We start from the raw sequence: 18752 nt of genomic DNA, 5'->3' as shown, positions 1-18752 counted from the left end.
ACCAATAAAACTGTAAATTTCATTTAATCACTTGGACTTAGATTTACTGCGCTTCTTTTTATTTGTCTGTTCGTCAGAAATCGCAGGAATCATGGCAAGTGTACTAAGTCCAAGATAAGCCTCAACATCATCACTAGATTTTATGGTGTCATCCATAAGATAGTTGAGGATAATAACAGCAGACACCAATACTACTGCTGCCAGTCCACCGATAAGTGTCCATTTTTTTGTACTCGGACTGTATTTTTCTGTAGGCATGTTTGCAAGCTCAGCGATATTAATGGCATCAATATCCATAACATTCTGAATATGTTTTGATGCAACCTCACGAACACAGTTGGCTTCCTTCATCGCCATCATCGGATCTGAATCCCTGACAGTTATCGCAACTATTCTCGTATCGTCCGGCGTGCTTATTGAAACATGCTCATTAAATTCATCATAATCAACATCAAGGTGAAGTGTCTGAATAACCTCTTCAAGCACATAACGGCTTTTTATCAGCTGTGCATAATCCTGTGTGAGCTGAGTTGATATCTGCACATCCGAATAAGTTACTGTCGCACCCTCTTCCTTGTTCAATATATATATTTTCGTCGTGGAGGAATATAAAGGTGTAAGTACAAATCTACTTACAAAAAGACATAACAGGGCAAAGAACACGCCCGAGCTCAGGATAAGCCATGCTCTCCCCAGCAAAACTGCGAACAATTCGCCAAGATTAATTTCGATAACATCATCTTTTCCCATACGCCCCTCAATCGCTAAGCCATCACCTGGATATGATGAACTCAGACTAAAAAATCAGTATATTACTTCATTTCGCAATACCTTCATTGCATTGTCATGAAAAATCTGAAGCGCATATTCCTCACCAAGCTTCCCCTCCACAAAATCTCTGCAATCAAGAAGATGTGGCGCCCGGGATCCGTTATCATGCGCATCTGTTGCTACAAAATGCACCATGTGGCGCTTTAGAAGCTCCCTTGTAAAATGTCTGATTCCCAGGCCATACTTTCCCATGACACTATTTGCATTCACTTGAATGTAAATTCCCATATCCAAAAGCTCATCCACATATTTCACATGTTTAGCCATATCAGCATAACGCTCCACATGTGCCAGAATCGGTGTATATCCGGCCGATTGGACCGTATACAAAGCATTGTGTATCGTCTTATACATATCTGTAGGATGAAACTCTATCAGTACATATCCTGAATCCGCCAGTGTAGAAGCTCTGCCGCTTTCAAGATCTCTTACTGTGGAATCGCTGTAATATATTTCATTTCCGGGGAAAAGTTTAACATTGATGCCTTTTTCATTTGCTCTGTACATAAGCTCATTCGTATACTCAATCAAATGTGAAGGACTCACATTGTGATGCATCGGCTTATGATGCGGCGTAAGAATCATACCCTTAGTGCCCTCAGACAGCGCAGTCTGCAGCATCTTAAGACTGGTCTCCATATTTGGAGAGCCATCATCTACGCCCGGCAGAATATGGCAATGAATATCAATTGATGGAACCACGTAAAACTCCCCACAAAAAGTTGTACTTATACATAATTTATTTTACAACATATGGATTTCCTTATCAATAGAAACAAGCAGTTGCTGTCTGAACAGTAACCAGTAACTACAGCATCCCACACAGCATGAATACACTGTGTGGGATGTTGAAAATTTAAACAAATTTATTCTGTTCTTCGCTATAGGTATAGCCTATGTTTTCCAGCTTTTTTACAATATCATCAAGCTCCTGCTGTCCAATATCAAGACCTTCTGATAAATCTCCAAGACTTTTATAATTATCTCTAAGCTGTGTATTTATGTAACTAAGTAACATAACCGGATCCTTGGGAATCATATTCTGTTCCTTTCTACAACAAATCCTAAAGGGTACCGCCTAAGGTGATTCAACATGAGGAGGGGGCCATTTATGGGAAGAGTCCTGATGTCAAGGTCCCCTTTTGGACGGTTCACCGTTTCCATAATTTGCTTTACACTACCCTATAGTTTACTTACCAATCCTCGCAGTAAGCTACCCTACAATTTACTTAACAGCCCTCGCAGTAAGCTTATCACCATCAACATCTATCTCTATTGTATCATGAGGTGATACCTTATCTGCAAGTATGAGTTTGGCAGAAAGTGTCTCAACATGTTTCTGGACAAATCTCTTGACAGGTCTTGCTCCGTAATTTGCATCATAGGCATTATCTGCAACGAACTTTTCAGCTGCAGGTGTCAGGCGTATGCTTATCTCTCTGTCTGAAAGTCTCTTGTTAAGATCATCAACTATGAGCTTAACTATACCACTGATGTTATCCCTGGTAAGTGGCTTAAACAGTATCATCTCATCAAGTCTGTTAAGGAACTCGGGTCTGAAATGAGCATGAAGTTCATTCATTGTCATATCCTCTGCTTCCTTGCTGATACTGCCGTCTTCCTGTATTCCGTCCAGAAGATAAGGTGCGCCGATATTTGAAGTCATGATAAGAATTGTATTCTTAAAGTCTACAGTTCTGCCCTGTGAATCAGTTACACGACCATCATCCAGTATCTGAAGAAGTACATTGAACACATCAGGATGAGCCTTCTCCACTTCATCAAAAAGCACTACAGCATAAGGTTTTCTTCTAACAGCCTCAGTCAACTGTCCGCCTTCCTCATATCCTACATATCCGGGCGGTGCTCCGATAAGTCTGGACACACTGTATTTCTCCATGTACTCACTCATATCAATTCTGACAATGTTATTTTCATCATCAAATAGTGCCGCAGCAAGGCTCTTTGCCAGCTCTGTTTTACCTACACCTGTAGGTCCAAGGAACATAAATGAACCTATTGGCTTACCCGGATCCTTTATTCCTGCCTTGGAGCGCATGATTGCCTCTGAAACCTTTGTAACTGCCTCATCCTGTCCGATTACTCTCTTATGAAGCTCATCCTCAAGATGAAGTGTCTTGTTGCGTTCACTCTCTGTCAGTTTAGCAACGGGAATTCCGGTCCATCTGGATATTATCCTTGCAATCTCTTCGTCGGATACTCTCTCATGAACAAGGGACATATCTTTTTCTCCGGCCTTGCGTTCCTCTTCCTCCAACTGTTTTTTCAGCTCGGGAATTCTACCGTATTGAAGCTCACTTGCTTTTTCAAAATTGCCATCTCTCTGTGCAATTGACAATTCACTATTTGCACTTTCAATCTGTTCACGGATTATAGCCAGCCTGTCTACAGCTTCCTTCTCATTGGTCCACTGGGCTTTTTGATTATCAAAATCAGCCTTAAGCTCAGCAAGTTCCTTCTGAAGATTAGCCAGTCTCTCCTTGCTGAGTGAGTCATCTTCCTTCTTAAGAGCAGTTTCTTCAATCTGCAGCTGCATTATTCTTCGGTTGAGCTCATCAAGCTCTGCAGGCATGGAATCCATCTCTGTCTTTATAAGTGCACAGGCCTCATCCACAAGGTCTATTGCCTTATCCGGAAGGAATCTGTCGGATATATATCTGTTACTGAGAGTTGCTGCGCTGACAAGTGCAGAGTCCATGATCTTAACGCCGTGATAAACCTCATAGCGCTCCTTAAGTCCTCTCAAAATACTGATGGTATCTTCAACAGTAGGTTCTGATACCATTACAGGCTGGAAACGTCTCTCCAGTGCCGCATCCTTCTCAATATACTGTCTGTATTCATTAAGCGTAGTTGCGCCAATACAGTGAAGCTCTCCTCGTGCCAGCATAGGCTTTAACATATTTCCGGCATCAAGCGCTCCGTCTGTCTTACCTGCACCAACTATGGTATGCAGCTCATCAATGAAAAGAATGATCTCGCCGTCAGATTCCTTAACGTCCTGAAGAACTGCCTTAAGTCTCTCCTCAAACTCACCTCTGTACTTGGCTCCTGCAACAAGCGCTCCCATATCAAGTGAGAAAATCTTTTTATCCGCAAGTCCCTGTGGCACATCACCCTCAGCAATTCTCTGAGCAAGCGCTTCCACAACTGCTGTCTTACCAACGCCGGGCTCACCTATCAAAACCGGATTGTTCTTTGTTTTTCTTGAAAGGATCCTTATGACATTTCTTATCTCGGCATCTCTTCCTATTACGGGTTCAAGCTTTTGTGCTTTTGCCTTTGCCACAAGCTCAGTGCCGTATTTTTCAAGGGTGTCATAGGTTGCTTCCGGATTATCAGATGTCACCTTCTGATTACCTCTTACTTCTGACAGAGCCTGAAGAAATCTGTTCCTGTCTATTCCAAAAGCCTGGAATATATTTATCATCTCTCTGTTTGGATAATGAAGCATTGCAAGGAAAATATGCTCAACCGATACATATTCATCTCCCATTGCCTTCATCTCATCTTCACTCTTAAGAAGAACCTTGTTAAGGTCTGCTCCCACATAAGGGCTTCCTCCCTGAACTTTGGTCCTCTTCTTAAGTGCTTCATCCACCCTTGCAAGGAATACATTATTATCAATTCCCATCTTCTCGATGAGCTTTGGAACAATACTATCCTCTATTGTCAGCAGGCTATATAAAAGGTGCTCCTGTTCAATCTCCTGATTACCATAATCAAGAGCTACCTTCTCCATATTTTGAATGGCTTCAATTGATTTTTGTGTAAATTTATCTATTTTCATAACAACTACCTCGCTACTGCAGCTATTTCTAATTACCAACGATAATCAAAAATACTGCATTAGATAACGTTTGCGTTCTGTTCTACAACTGTTATAACATAATTATTAGCACTCGTCAACTGTGAGTGCTAATAATGTGTAAAGAAAAAAAGCGGCTTATCACAGAATATTGAATTACTGAAGAAATTCTATATTCAATGATAAACCGTTAATCTCAATCTATCTCTTTACCCTGGACATCGATTACTTCAATTCTTTCAGATGTCCCATTATTTACTTCTTTACTGTCAACATCAATGATTTCTTTTTTATTTACCTTATCAACCTTATGAATCCTTGAGATTATCCACAGATTAGATGCTCCATTATAAGCAAGTGCTGCTCCTATAATCTGCACAACATATTGCATGGAAGCTATTGGATTAAACAACAAGAATGCTCCTGCAGCTATTGTAAGCACTGCAAGGATCAGCGCTACCCACCAATTTTTATAGCTGTTTCTTCCAAGGCTCAGGGTTTCTCCAAGATTCATCAATCCGCTAAAGAGCATTATCACCCCGGCGATAACCGGAATAATTGATTCAAAGAATCCGGGATTAATTAATATCCACGCACCTACCACAGCCACTACCAGGCCGAATCCAAGAGAGCTGTTTCTTGCAAGAACATTCTGATTCTTAGACAAAAAGCTGCTGATTATCGAAATGACTCCGGCAGCAAGAACCATTATTCCAATAGCCTTAGTCAGAATATTTAGCGTAGTTCCGGGGAGGAAAATCAAAACTGCGCCGACTATTATCAGCACAAGCCCATCCAGTACAAAATTTCTTTTAAGTTTTACAAAAAATTCCATAAGAATCCCCTTTGACAGAATTATTTTTAATAATTTGATTCCTGGTTTTGCTCAGAAATTAGGTACTCTAAGAAATATCGAATCTCTGACTTCGGATGTAATACCTTACTCTTCAGAATCCTCCGGTTTACATTCCTCAAGAAGTGCATCCATAACTTCGTATATTTCTTCTCTTCCATCCTTACTCTGTGCAGAGAAAGGAAGAAGCACTCCATCCTCAGGCATTCCAAGAGTATCCTTTATCATGTTGAGATGCTTCTCAATCTGACTCTTTTTAATCTTGTCAGCTTTTGTTGCGATGATGATTGGCTTTGCTCCTGTAGCAACAATCCAGTCATACATCATCTTATCATTTGCAGAAGGCTCATGTCTGATATCTATCAAAAGAAAAACCTGCTTCAGCATCACAGATTTATTAAGATAGTTCTCAATCATCTTGCCCCACTGCTTCTTAACAGAATCAGGTACTTTAGCAAAACCGTATCCCGGAAGATCGACAAGATAAAACTCATTATTTATATTGTAATAATTAATTGTCTGAGTTTTACCGGGTTCCTGACTGACTCTCGCATAATGCTTACGGTTCATCAGACCGTTGATCAGTGAAGACTTGCCCACATTACTCTTTCCTGCGAAGGCGAATTCAGGCTTGTCATTCTGCGGCAGCTTGCTTGTAATACCTATAACTGTCTCTAAATTTACGTTCTTTATAACCATATAAACCTCTATATTTTTGAAAAAGGCAGAGATGCATTGCATCCTCTGCCTTAAATTTTACTTTGCTGGTTTAAGCCTCTTAGCCTCATCCTTATAGACAATGAGAGGACTTGAGGTTCCATCTACAGATTCCTCAGTGACAACACACTCAGAGATGCTATCATCTGAAGGGATCTCGTACATTACGTCCATCATAGCTTTCTCCATAATGGATCTCAAACCTCTTGCACCTGTCTTTCTCTCATGAGCAAGCTCTGCAATCTTGCTGATAGCATCATCCTCAAAGGACAGCTTAACATCATCGAAATCAAACAGCTTCTGATACTGCTTAACAAGAGCATTTCTGGGCTCTGTAAGAATACGTACCAATGCCTCTTTATTCAATCCTTCAAGTGTAACGCATATCGGCACACGTCCTACAAATTCAGGAATAAGTCCAAACTTTGTAAGATCCTGAGGTGTAACTTCCTTAAGAACCTCGCCAATCTCACGCTCACTCTTATCAGCGATCTCAGCATTAAATCCGATTGAATTGCGGTCAAGTCTGGCCTCAACAATCTTATCAAGGCCATCGAATGCCCCACCACATATGAATAATATGTTAGATGTATCAATCTGGATAAGCTCCTGATGAGGATGCTTACGTCCACCCTGAGGCGGAACACTGGCAGTAGTGCCTTCAATTATTTTAAGAAGTGCCTGCTGTACACCCTCACCTGATACATCACGGGTTATGGAAACATTTTCGCTCTTCTTTGTAATCTTATCGATCTCATCGATATAAACAATACCGTACTGAGCTCTCTCAACATCATAGTCAGCTGCCTGAATGAGCTTTAACAGAATGTTCTCAACATCTTCACCGACATATCCGGCTTCTGTAAGAGTTGTAGCATCAGCAATAGCAAAAGGAACATTTATGATCTTTGCAAGTGTCTGTGCCAGATAGGTCTTACCTGAACCGGTAGGTCCTACCATTATTATGTTACTCTTCTGAAGTTCAACCTCGTCATCAGCGTTGTGAGACTGAGGTGCCATAACACGTTTGTAGTGATTATATACTGCTACGGACAGAACCTTTTTCGCTTCATCCTGACCAATAACATAATCATCCAGGAAATTCTTAATCTCAACAGGCTTCAAAAGATTAATGTCTTTATCGTCATGTGAGATAGGTTCATCCTCGAACTCTTCCTCGATAATATCTGCACAAATGTCTACACACTCGTCACAAATATATACACCCGCAGGGCCTGCAATCAGTTTTTTTACCTGATTCTGTGTCTTGTTACAAAATGAGCAACGAATTTCACCGTTGTTTTTTCCTGCCATAATTTGTTTTTCCTTCTAAATTTCTAATTAAATTACTTATCCTTATCTTCGTCCTTAGGTCTTGACTCGATAACAGAATCGATAAGTCCGTATTCCATTGCTTCCTTAGCTGTCATCCAGTTATCACGCTCTGTATCAGCAGCTATCTGCTCATAAGGCTTACCTGTATTTTCGGATAAAAGTGTATTCAGTTTTTCTTTTGTACGGATGATGTGCTTAGCAGCAATCTCAATCTCCGTAGCCTGACCCTGAGTACCGCCAAGAGGCTGGTGAATCATTATCTCTGCATTGGGAAGAGCCATGCGCTTGCCCTTTGCACCGCCTGCAAGAAGAAATGCACCCATACTTGCAGCCATACCGATACAAATAGTGCTGACATCGCACTTGATGTAATGCATTGTATCATATATAGCCATACCGGAAGTAATCTCACCACCGGGGCTGTTGATATACATATGAATATCCTTGCTGGGATCCTCTGCTTCAAGGAAGAGGAGCTGTGCAACAACTACACTCGCGGAAACAGAATTAACTTCTTCACCAAGGAAAACTATACGTTCCTTTAAAAGTCTTGAATAAATATCATATGAGCGCTCACCACGACTCGTCTGTTCTATGACATAAGGTATTAAACTCATTTAATCGCTTCCTCTCTATCTGTTATTATTTACAAATATACCAATCTATTATAACCCATAAAATCAATTTTACGCAACCTTGGAACAAACGTCGCATTTTAGCGGAATTTTTTGCAGAAAAAACAACCCCCACCGATAAATAACCGGTAGGGGTAAGTAGAATCACAGTATTTAAATTACTCTTCTTCCTTCTTAGCTGCTGTCTTACGTGTGCGCTTCGGCTTCTCCTCTGCTGCTGCATCTTCAGACTTCTTAGCTGCAGTCTTGCGTGTACGCTTCGGCTTCTCCTCTGCTGCATCATCAGACTTCTTAGCTGCTGCCTTCTTAGTCTTCTTAGTTCCAACTTCCTTAGCATTGTCAACAAGGAACTTAGCTGCCTTCTGAACAAGAAGATCATCCTTGAGAGATTTGATCTCACGGTCGCCCATGAGTTCCTGAACCTTCTCAACTTCCATGTTGTACTGCTTAGCCATTTTCTCAAGCTCTTCCTTGATCTCGTCCTCAGCGATCTCAAACTTCTCAGCTGCTGCAACTGCCTCAAGTACAAGTCTTGACTGAATACGCTCGATAGCCTGGGGCTTAACCTGCTCCATAAGCTGCTCTACAGTATTGCCTGTGTACTGCATGTACTGCTGCATATTCATGCCCTGATACTGAAGTCTCTGAGCAAACTCATTAACGATCTGACGCTGCTGAGTCTCTACCATCTTCTCAGGAAGCTCCATCTCTGCATCCTCGATAACAGCCTTAACTGCGCTGTCCTCGCGCTCTGCCTTAGCCTGAGCCTCTTTGCGCTCTGCGATCTTCTTCTTTACATCTTCCTTGTACTCTGCAACTGTCTCAAAATCAGAAACATCACTTGCAAACTCATCATTAAGTTCAGGAAGCTCTCTTGTCTTGATGCCCTTAACTGTGCACTTGAATGTTGCAGCCTTGCCTGCAAGATCCTCTGAATGATAATCCTCAGGGAATGTTACGTTAACATCGCCCTCTTTACCAATCTCAAATCCGATAAGCTGCTCTTCAAATCCGGGGATGAAAGAACCTGATCCGATTGTAAGAGGATAATCTGTTCCCTTACCGCCTTCGAAAGGAGTTCCATCTACAAATCCCTCAAAGTCAAGAGTTACGATATCATTGTTCTCAACCTTACGATCTGTAACTTCGATTGTTCTTGCGTTTCTGTTACGCTCCTGATCGATCTCAGCATCAACTTCTTCGTCAGATACTTCAAGATCCATCTTCTCAACTTCAACGCCCTTATACTTACCAAGCTTAACTTCAGGCTTAAGTGCTACTGTAGCAGTAAAGATGAAAGGCTTGCCTGCCTCAAGCTGTGTTACGTCGATATCAGGATTTGATACAACGTCCTCACCGCACTCCTCAACTGCCTTAGGATATTCCTCATTGATGATGTCATTTGCAGCATCCTCAAAGAAGATCTCCTTACCGTACATACGCTCGATCATATGACGGGGAGCCTTACCCTTACGGAAACCAGGGATCTGAATCTTGCCCTTCTGCTTGTTGTAAACCTTGTCGATTGCCTTGTCAAAATTCTCAGATGCAACTTCGATTGTAAGCTTAGCCATGCTCTTCTCGAGCTTTTCTACTGATACGCTCATTGAATTATTATTCCTCCTATACTACCTATGAAATAAATCGTTTACACAACTGATTATTGTGCTGTTTTATCTATATTAAAGCGACCTGCGCTATAGACTTCGGCACAGTCGCCTAAAGATTATAGCACAGGTCTTTTTCTTTTTCCATATTAATTTGATTATTTGTAAGATTCCAAATTTCTAAAAATAAGAATCCGTAATAGCCTGTCCATCGCATGATGAAAACGTGTCTGACTCTTTAAAGCCAGATTTTCGAATAATTTTCCTTGTTATCGTTCGGAAAGTCCTACCTCAGTTAACGTTTTCTCTGCTCATGTGTGCGTTGCTGTATCTTACATCATCAGTTACATCCTCATCAAACCAGTCTGCAGGATTGTAATTTCTTGCCATATCCTCATTTGGGAATTCAACCTCAGCAAGAATCCTTCCATCAAAAGGAGTCTCGAACACATCAAGCTCTATTTTAATACTGCCTTCGTCAGCAAGCTTTTGCACCTCAGGATGTGCTTTTTTATATTCCGCAGTAAAAGCATCGCTATTTATCGGTATCAGATATCTCTTTTTTCTTATGACATTGCCATCTGACTTCTTCACGAGATGCTCGTAGGATTCTGCATCCAGAGGCATGTTATATTCTGTCTTGCCGATATCATCACTGCCTTCTGCATTAGCAGCCAGAAAATCTTTCTTTACCTTATAGGTCATATAGTAATGATTATCTTCACGTCTCACCCTTATAGCAGGGACAACATTAAGGTATCCCTGTTCGATAATATGCACCTTATACTTATCAAGATTTTCAGGAAGCTTTTTGACCGTGAATTTTCTTTCAATTTCTACTCCCATTTTATGCCTTGAAATTTATCTCCTTTTTATTTCTACACTCACACTTATGCCTTGGAAACTATCGTAATATTTCTACTCGCACTTTATGCCCTGTAAACTATCATAATATTGCTACTCGCACTTTATGCCCTGTAAACTATCGTAATATTGCTACTCGCACTTTATGCCCTGTAAACCACTTTCTTTCCAAGTTCATCTGCAGTTTCTTTTCCGCAGAAGCGTTCAACTATCGCAAGTCCAAATGCCAGAGCGGTTCCCATTCCGCGGCTTGTAAGAATATGACCGTCAACTGTTGTCTCCGTCATCTGCACATCAGCACCCTTAAGCTCTCCTTCAAGTCCGGGGAACACGCAGGCTTTTTTGCCATTTAACAAACCTGCTCTACCAAAGATTCCGGGTGCAGCGCATATTGCGCTGATATATTTTTTTGCATCATCAAAGGCTCTGATCTGCTCCATAAGCTTATCTGTTTTTTCAAGGTTAGTAGTTCCCGGCATTCCACCCGGAAGTACCAGCATGTCCATCTCATCAAATTTCACATCGCCTATCAGCTTATCAGCCTTAACCTCAATACCATGGGAGCCCTTCACAAAAACATCTTTCATAACTGAAACCATATCTATTGTGAGTCCCGCTCTTCTGCACAGATCCACCACTGTGAGAGCTTCAATCTCCTCAAATCCATCTGCCAGAAAAATTGCTATTTTTGCCATATTGTTCCTCCTCCATAAATGATAAGTCATATATTTGCTTCTATCTGACATATTCTCCACTATCGTAACACTTGGCACGTTCCTCTAAAACTTCTTCAAGTCCAAGCTCCTTTAGTCGTTTATATTCCATTTCACTTGTTTCCTCAAAATCATCTCTTGGACAGCAAATCAGATTGTATGCATATTCAACCAATGCTTTATCAAGATTTATCTGATATTTTGCTTCAGATTCAAGAATTGTACTTGATACAGGAAAGGTAAAACGGTCTGTCACGCAGATATTATAAAAATTCTCAAACCATTCATAGTCCTCCCACTCACAGCTCTCAGCCCATGTTGAAATCTGAGCATTCTTATCATCCACAAAATCAAAATGAGCGTTAACTATGCAGTAATCATTCGGGTTCCCGGGATATCCATGTGAAAGCAGGTCTTCCCTGGACATAGCCATGGCTGCTCCGCTTTCTGAAGTAAGGTGATCCGGTGTAAAATTCACCATTTCTGCATTTTGTGGATCAGAGAGCCAATTAAGATATTTCATTGCGGCATCCGTCTTATCCCTGCTTGCTGCAGAAACCATGATATACATTCCATGATCAGGTTCCGTTACATTCCGATATTTCCCGTCTGCTCCTTCAAAGCACAAAACCGGTACATATTTTGCCGAAGGATCCTTTTCCTTCAGCTTTGAAATAGAAGAAAATGGACGAGTGGAATCATCCACAATAAATCCGGCTCTGCCACTCTCTACCGCGCTCATAAATAATGAATTGTCCCTGTCAGCCGTAAAATCAAGGGTAATCAGTCCATCATTATACAGCCTGTTCAGTTCTTTTAATCCCTCAAGGGCGCCTTCTGCTACAACCATATATCTTTCTGAGTATATGAAAGCCTCCCGCTCAGTAAGCTCACCCACAAATGAGTTCACAAAACTCTGATAGAATTTTTCTGAACTTATATCTCCGCCCATAGCCCACGGAATCACATCACTCACTCCGCCGGGATCATTTTTCTTTACAGCATATAGATAATCTATAAGCTCCTCTTTGGTTGACGGCACATTCATTCCAAGTGCATCACACCAGTCTTTCCTTATATAAGCAACATGTCTTGGTGCCTTGAAACCTCTGCGCTTAAGTATCGCCACCTGATGATCATTATAAATTCCCATATGCTGGATATCACCAATGTATTTATTAATATCCTTCCCATATTTCTTATAGGAATCTGTAAGGTCTGCAACTTTCCCCTGCCTTGCTAAATACCCAAATTCAGAGGGTGTATAAGTAAAAAGTATATCCGGTGCGGTGCCATTATCAATCATCCTGTTGATCTCATCATCAGAGTTTTCACGTTTAACGCTTACAAAATGCAAATCTATGCCGCATTCTTCCTTTACTTTTGCCCTTATCCAGTTAGCAAGAGTATTATTATCAGCATCATAGCCAGCAGGAAAGTTGCCCCTGTCCCAGACCATGCAGGTAATTGAATTGACATCCCTATCAGCAGGAGAATTTATTATTTCCTCCTGTTTTGGTTTCTCCGAACATCCGGAACTAATAAATAATGAAATCGCCATAAATAAAGCACTGAAAGCTCTGATTTGTTTCACCATGGCATACCCTCATAAATCACTTGTGTACTGACAATTTGGTTAATTATGAGTGAGACAGCACACAAGTCCCACCAGATCAATACACCGCAATTAAGTTTTCATCCCAAACGCTTTGCCGTTGACTCCCCGACCGAAAGCTCTGCGGGAAAAACAATATGACGGTGACTGCTTCTGGATTCAATTATGTCAAATAGAAGCTTAACGGTTTCTCTTGAAATCTGGTCGAGAGGTTGCCTGATCGTCGTAAGCCTTGGATTTATGTATCTCCCGATCTGCATTCCGTCAAAACCGCAAACACTGATATCCTCAGGCACTCTCAATCCGGCGTCTGCTATTGCTCTCATCGCTCCTATTGCAAGCAAATCCGTCGCACAAAAAACCGCAGTGAATTCCTTTCCCGAGGAAAGCATCCTCTGCATTGTTCTGTATCCGTTTTCTACTGAAAAATGCTCCATGTTCTGATCAACGTAGAAGATCAGATCATCATCCACCGGCATCCTTCTGTCAACAAAAGCATCTCTATATCCTTCAAGTCTCAGATGTCCTACAGACCTTCGACCCATTGCTTCCGTAATTATAGCTATTTTCATATGTCCCAGGTTCATCAGATACTGAGTCATATGCATTGCTTCGAGCCTGTCATCAACAGAAACTGTTGAAAACTCCGCCCTGTCTCCTTCTCCAAGATATGAGGCGCCTATCGTTGAAAACACCATAGGTATTTTTAGCTCACTAAGCTTTGCTCTTGACTGCTCGGAACCGCCTCCAAGAAATATGATTCCTCTAAGTCTTTTCTCAGTTTCAAGCTCCATCGCAATATCTGCTTCTTCCTGATCAGCCTCCACATGCCTTAAAACCAGAGCATATTTCTGTCTGTCTATTTCCTGCTCAATGATATCTATCATCGGAGAAAAAAAGGGATTAGTAACTCCCTTTATAAGTACACCGATGCATTTAGCATCGGTGCGCTTTAAATTTCTTGCGCTGTCATTAGGAACAAAACCTGTTTCTCTAATGACAGCCTGTATTTTTTCACGGGTCTTGGCACTGACATCCGGATGTCCATTTATAACCCTGGACACCGTACTGACGCCGACTCCGCATTTTTTTGCTACATCAACAATAGTAATTTTAGACATTCGCACTTCTTCCGTAAGTCTTAGCCATATCAAGCATGCGCTCAGCGAGCTCATCAGTACATGCATCGCTCTTCATGCGCCATGTCCAGTTATTGCCAAGAGTTGACGGAGTATTTATTCTGGCTTCTTTTCCAAGTTCAAGATAATCCTGCATAGGAATAATTGCAGTATTTGAAACTGAGGAAAAGCATGCACGTATAAATTCCCAGACTACTCCTTTGTTTGACTTGATATTAAGGTACTTCTTTGCAAAATTCTTATCAGTTCTCGGAATAGTGTTATACCATCCAAGAGTTGTATCATTGTCATGTGTTCCGGTATAAACAATACTATTCTGAACATAGTTATGAGGAAGATAATCGCTCTCTTCTCTTGCATCAAAAGCAAACTGCAATATCTTCATTCCCGGGAACTTGGTTCTCTTAACAAGAGCTATAACAGAAGGTGTGAGGTATCCCAAATCCTCAGCAATAACTCTGAGCTCTCCCAGTTCTTTTTTCATAACTTCAAAGAGCTTGTAACCGGGTCCCTTAACCCACTTGCCGTTCTCTGCAGTAGGTTCGCCAAACGGAATTGAATAATATTCATCAAAACCGCGGAAGTGATCGATTCTTACCACATCATAAAGCTTGTAGCAGCCTTTAATACGATTCATCCACCACTTAAAGCCTGTTTTCTCATGATATTCCCAATCATATAAAGGATTGCCCCAAAGCTGTCCGGTTTTACTAAAAGCATCAGGCGGGCATCCCGCAACCGCGATGGGCATATTCTCCTCATCAAGCTGGAACAGCTCCGGATTAGCCCAGGTATCAGCTGAGTCAAAGGCAACATAAATCGGAATATCGCCTATAATATCAATGCCTTTTTTGTTGGCATAATTTTTTAATTCAAACCACTGTTTCATGAACAGGAACTGGATGAACTCATGCAGTCCTATCATGTCTTCATATTTCTTTTTAGCTTCCGCAAGTGCCTCAGGTTTTCTGAGTTTCAGATCCTCGGGCCACTCGATCCAGCTAAGTCCGCTGTAACGCTGCTTTAATGCCATATACAAAGCATAGTCAGGAAGCCAGTCTTCATTTTCCTTTACAAAAGCATCAAACTCTGTCTTAAATTCAGGGACAGGCTCCTTTGTAGAGGTTGTAGACAACCCCGCATTCACATATGCCGAATAAAGCACTTCATATCTTTTCTTGAAAAGTCTTTCATAATCTACGGATAATTCATCAGCACCAAAGTTAACCTTATCTACTTCTTCCTTTTTCAGGAATCCCATGTCGATCAGCTTTTCAAGGTCTACATAATAAGAATTTCCCGCATAGGTTGAAAATGACTGATAAGGTGAATCACCATAACTTGTAGGACCAAGTGGTAAAAGCTGCCAGTAACTCTGACCTGCTTTTGCAAGAAAATCCACAAATTCGTATGCTTCCTTTGAAAAGGCGCCAATTCCGTATTTGGACGGAAGACTGAAAATCGGCATAAGCACGCCGCATGCTCTTTTATTTTTTACTTTTTTAGCCATGTCCCTCATTCCTTTTTTTCAATCAGATTCAAGAAACCAAAAGAATTATAGTCCGTTATCTCTAATACCCCATATCAGGTTACGCCACTGCTCCATCTGCTCTGTAGTCATGAAGCCATTGGAAGTACCCATATATCCAATCTTGTAGGATGAGAAAAGAAGGGCATTCTTAATAGAGTTGACTGAATCCTCCGTCTCCTGATAATAGTGCAGAAAACATGCAAATAATGCATTACCTGCACCAACCGTATTAACTATTTCATTTGTTTTAACTGTTTTATAATCAGCGATAAAACCGCCCTTTTTGTCAAAGAGAATAACACCCTTGGATCCGCGACCCATAATTATTATCTCTGTTCCATAGGTTTTGCTGATTCCTCTTATAAAATCGTAGGGATCTTCCTCAAGCTGATCATCCGAAAAATAAAGTATGGATGCAGCATCAAGAAAATCTCTGTTATACTTTTCTTTTTCCCTGCAGAAATTTCGAATATTAACAGCAAGCTTTTTATTATTCTCAGCCGCTGCAACAGCAAAAGGCCTGCAGAAATTGGCATTTGCAAGAACTACCATATCAGCCCAACCTGCAAGAGGTGCGAACATGGACATATCGTAAACCTTGTCGCGCAGATCCTTGATATCCTCAAATATCTGTCTTCTGCGCTCTTTATCATAAAGAATTACACAGGTAGGGGTCTCCTCCATCTGCTGGACAACGTAATGTGTAGAGAGTTCAATCTTAGATCCGGGCGGATTAAGATCATCGACAGATTTGTCACGCCCTATGATCGACATAAACTCAACCTCATCACCCAGCCATCTGAGTGCCAACGATTCATTGTAAGCATCACCACCAAGTCCAGTGTAAATGGAATTAACCTCAGTTGTAAGCGGTGCATACTCTATCGGAACCTTGCTGACTCTAACGATTGTCTCGACCTGCGTGATACCTGCTACGACGAATTTTCCCATGTGTGCCTCCTTTGAAACCCGGTTTTAAACCGTTTGTTAATCGTACGACATCGCACGAAGCATGTTCATGTATTTCAAAACCTCTTCATAATAGCCATCCGGCTGGAAAACACCCTCCCGGAACATTCTTTCGAGAATTTCCTTATTTACCATCTGTATCATGTCATCAATAATCTGATAGTTCACTTCCGGTTTAAATCTTGTTATATCACCTCTGTCGAGAATACTGCGTATCATCGCCTCGTAGTTCTGCCTTGTCTGCAATATGGCCGATGCAGCTTCCGGCGTATCCTCAATCCCTGCATTATATAAAAAAAGCTGAATATACGGATACTGTCCCATGCAAATTGATAATACTCTTTCAATTTCCTCTCTTATTTTGAAAAAATCGGTGATATCCCTCGATACTCCTGTCGTGATCTCCAAATTAATAACACGGATACTGTAATCATAAATAAACTGATACAATCCAAGCTTAGTCTCAAAATAGTGAAAAATAAGTCCCTTGCTTATACCTGCCATTTTGACAATATCATCAGTGCTGGCGTGCATATATCCGCCAAGGGCAAACGCCCTGAGTGCAGCATTAATGATACGATCCTGCTTTTCTTTTTTAAGATCAAAAAATTTTTCGTTCATGAAAAACGTATCTCCTAAAATTGACCGGACTAGTCCATTTCAATATAGCATTTTAAGTGTATTTTTTCAATGATTTCGCTTCAAATGCTTTTCTTATCTGATAAATTGTATTAAAATTTAAAAGACAGAACCAAGTGAAAATATTTATTTAAATACTTCCAATATTTTCATATGAAGGGAGATAACATGGCTAAGCATTTAGGTAAAGTGTTTTTATTCGCAGCTGCTGCAGGCGCTGCCGCCGCAGGTGTCTACTACTATCTTACTCAAAGGGATAATGATTTATCAGATGGCTTTGATGATTTTGAAGATTTTGATGAATTCGATGATTTTGAGGACGATGAAGCTGTCGGACCTTTCAAGCGTCGCTACGTAAATCTGTCAAACAGTGAATCAGAAAATGCTGATGATAGTTTGTCCGATGACTCTGAGCAGTCTTCTTCCGAAGAACCTACTCCTGATAAGACAGAGGAATTCTTTGATGATGACGACGACGATGATGTAAATGACCTGAAAAAGCTCGACGGAGCAGTTTAAAGGAATTCTGAAGAAATTTCTTTATCATAAAAATGCCGGAAGATTAACTTCCGGCATTTTTTATATTACGATTTTTCCTTTTCTTCTTTTGCTTTCTGAAGAACTACATCTTTTAAATCTCTGGCTTTATCCTTAATTCTGGAATTTGCCGTTCTGGAACCGATTATATTCCCCAGCAGTTTGACTGAAAGGTCGTAATTTCCAATCTCCAATCCCAGGGCTGCCATAAGATAATCTAATGTAGCTTCATCCATCCCTTCAATCTGGGCTTCTTTCATTCTGGCAAGTTCAAATCCATCAAGAGCTTTTTTTAAGAATTCCTTCTCTTCCTCCTGATTGGATTTCTTTTTTTCTTCATACTCAGGACTTTCAGGATCAAGATGTTCCGTCTCTCCTCGAATAAGCCATGCCATTTTCAGGCATAAATATGCTTTTTCTGAAAACTTGGACTTTTTGACCATAGCAGTTGCAATGGCAAGCTCATAACGGATTCTCGCTTCCTCGTAGGAATAGATCGGATCTTTATATTCCTTTCGCTTATAGTTCTCGCTGATCTTGCCTCTTACGGCATCAGTCTGAAATTTAGTCAGATTTCCAAAATGCTTTGCCAAAACCGAATAGCCACACTCGGGGCAGCTTACTATGTCATATTTTATGGGATCAATTTCTTTATAAACAGGCCTTAAATCCACATCCTGCCTGCTCATCCTGACCTTTCCTGATTTAAGAGTTTTGGCCACAAACGGTGCCTCACATATCGGGCAGGTATACTTTCTGTCATAAACAAGCGTGGATTCATCAATGGTTGAAACAGACTTAGGAGGCTCTTGCTTTTTTGGCTCTACCTTCTTTTTTGGTTCTTCAAAAAGTTCTTCCTCTTCCAAGTCCAAAGCGCCGAGACCAAATTTTTTTAATCCGTCCAAAAATCCCATGACATTTTCCCTCATATAAACACT

Annotated in this window: 18 protein-coding genes; 1 reads left to right on the top strand and 17 read right to left on the bottom strand. The window is 40.9% G+C overall.

Annotated elements, in window-relative coordinates; all coding sequences use genetic code 11:
• Positions 1-27: 27 nt before the first annotated feature.
• The 16 genes from T501_RS02850 to T501_RS19870 all read right to left on the bottom strand — a co-directional run bounded on the left by T501_RS02850 (position 28) and on the right by T501_RS19870 (position 17259).
• The gene (locus T501_RS02850; RefSeq protein WP_044913139.1) at positions 28-750 is read right to left on the bottom strand and encodes a YveK family protein; all 723 of its coding nucleotides are present in this window, start codon (positions 748-750) and stop codon (positions 28-30) included.
• 54 nt (positions 751-804) lie between these two features.
• Positions 805-1533: a CpsB/CapC family capsule biosynthesis tyrosine phosphatase gene (locus tag T501_RS02845; RefSeq protein ID WP_026510615.1), complete on the bottom strand. Its 729-nt coding sequence runs from the start codon at positions 1531-1533 to the stop codon at positions 805-807.
• A gap of 154 nt (positions 1534-1687) precedes the next feature.
• Entirely contained in the window at positions 1688-1870 is a 183-nt protein-coding gene (locus T501_RS02840) for a DUF4250 domain-containing protein (RefSeq protein WP_026510616.1), read from the bottom strand.
• 186 nt (positions 1871-2056) lie between these two features.
• Entirely contained in the window at positions 2057-4642 is a 2586-nt protein-coding gene (gene clpB / locus T501_RS02835; RefSeq protein ID WP_044913136.1) for an ATP-dependent chaperone ClpB, read from the bottom strand.
• A 214-nt stretch (positions 4643-4856) separates the two neighbouring features.
• Positions 4857-5495 carry an HdeD family acid-resistance protein gene (locus T501_RS02830; protein ID WP_044913134.1) on the bottom strand — a complete coding sequence of 213 codons (639 nt, stop codon included), beginning with the start codon at positions 5493-5495 and terminating at the stop codon, positions 4857-4859.
• Between the two features lie 105 nt (positions 5496-5600).
• A complete protein-coding gene (gene yihA, locus T501_RS02825; RefSeq protein WP_026510619.1) occupies positions 5601-6212 on the bottom strand; it encodes a ribosome biogenesis GTP-binding protein YihA/YsxC in 612 nt (203 codons plus the stop codon).
• A gap of 57 nt (positions 6213-6269) precedes the next feature.
• Entirely contained in the window at positions 6270-7544 is a 1275-nt protein-coding gene (gene clpX / locus T501_RS02820; protein ID WP_026510620.1) for an ATP-dependent Clp protease ATP-binding subunit ClpX, read from the bottom strand.
• A gap of 32 nt (positions 7545-7576) precedes the next feature.
• Positions 7577-8182, bottom strand: a complete 606-nt coding sequence (clpP, locus tag T501_RS02815) for an ATP-dependent Clp endopeptidase proteolytic subunit ClpP (RefSeq protein ID WP_026510621.1) — start codon at positions 8180-8182, stop codon at positions 7577-7579.
• A gap of 176 nt (positions 8183-8358) precedes the next feature.
• Complete coding sequence (gene tig / locus T501_RS02810) at positions 8359-9807, bottom strand: trigger factor (RefSeq protein WP_044913132.1); 1449 nt, start codon at positions 9805-9807, stop codon at positions 8359-8361.
• Positions 9808-10098: 291 nt separating this feature from the next.
• Positions 10099-10653, bottom strand: coding sequence for a CYTH domain-containing protein (locus T501_RS02805; RefSeq protein ID WP_044913130.1), 555 nt, complete (start codon positions 10651-10653; stop codon positions 10099-10101).
• A gap of 161 nt (positions 10654-10814) precedes the next feature.
• Positions 10815-11366 carry a DJ-1 family glyoxalase III gene (locus tag T501_RS02800; protein WP_026510624.1) on the bottom strand — a complete coding sequence of 184 codons (552 nt, stop codon included), beginning with the start codon at positions 11364-11366 and terminating at the stop codon, positions 10815-10817.
• A 40-nt stretch (positions 11367-11406) separates the two neighbouring features.
• Positions 11407-12981: an extracellular solute-binding protein gene (locus T501_RS02795; RefSeq protein WP_044913128.1), complete on the bottom strand. Its 1575-nt coding sequence runs from the start codon at positions 12979-12981 to the stop codon at positions 11407-11409.
• Between the two features lie 98 nt (positions 12982-13079).
• Positions 13080-14120: a LacI family DNA-binding transcriptional regulator gene (locus tag T501_RS02790; protein ID WP_026510626.1), complete on the bottom strand. Its 1041-nt coding sequence runs from the start codon at positions 14118-14120 to the stop codon at positions 13080-13082.
• Complete coding sequence (gene malQ / locus T501_RS02785; RefSeq protein WP_026510627.1) at positions 14113-15648, bottom strand: 4-alpha-glucanotransferase; 1536 nt, start codon at positions 15646-15648, stop codon at positions 14113-14115. The genes T501_RS02790 and malQ overlap by 8 nt, the downstream gene beginning before the upstream one ends.
• A 45-nt stretch (positions 15649-15693) precedes the next feature.
• A complete protein-coding gene (locus T501_RS02780) occupies positions 15694-16620 on the bottom strand; it encodes a carbohydrate kinase family protein (RefSeq protein WP_044913123.1) in 927 nt (308 codons plus the stop codon).
• A 36-nt stretch (positions 16621-16656) separates the two neighbouring features.
• On the bottom strand, positions 16657-17259 hold the full coding sequence (locus T501_RS19870; protein ID WP_049945788.1) for a TetR/AcrR family transcriptional regulator: 603 nt from the start codon (positions 17257-17259) through the stop codon (positions 16657-16659).
• A gap of 186 nt (positions 17260-17445) precedes the next feature.
• On the opposite strand from T501_RS19870, the gene T501_RS02770 reads away from it, so the two are divergent.
• A complete protein-coding gene (locus T501_RS02770) occupies positions 17446-17796 on the top strand; it encodes a hypothetical protein (RefSeq protein WP_050008091.1) in 351 nt (116 codons plus the stop codon).
• Between the two features lie 65 nt (positions 17797-17861).
• Here the strand turns inward: T501_RS02770 and T501_RS02765 are convergent, their stop codons facing one another.
• The gene (locus tag T501_RS02765; RefSeq protein ID WP_044913121.1) at positions 17862-18728 is read right to left on the bottom strand and encodes a DUF2225 domain-containing protein; all 867 of its coding nucleotides are present in this window, start codon (positions 18726-18728) and stop codon (positions 17862-17864) included.
• Between the last annotated feature and the right edge of the window lie 24 nt (positions 18729-18752).

This window comes from Butyrivibrio sp. WCE2006 (assembly GCF_000701985.1).
GTDB lineage: Bacteria > Bacillota > Clostridia > Lachnospirales > Lachnospiraceae > Butyrivibrio.
This window is presented reverse-complemented; position numbering and strand designations above follow the sequence as displayed.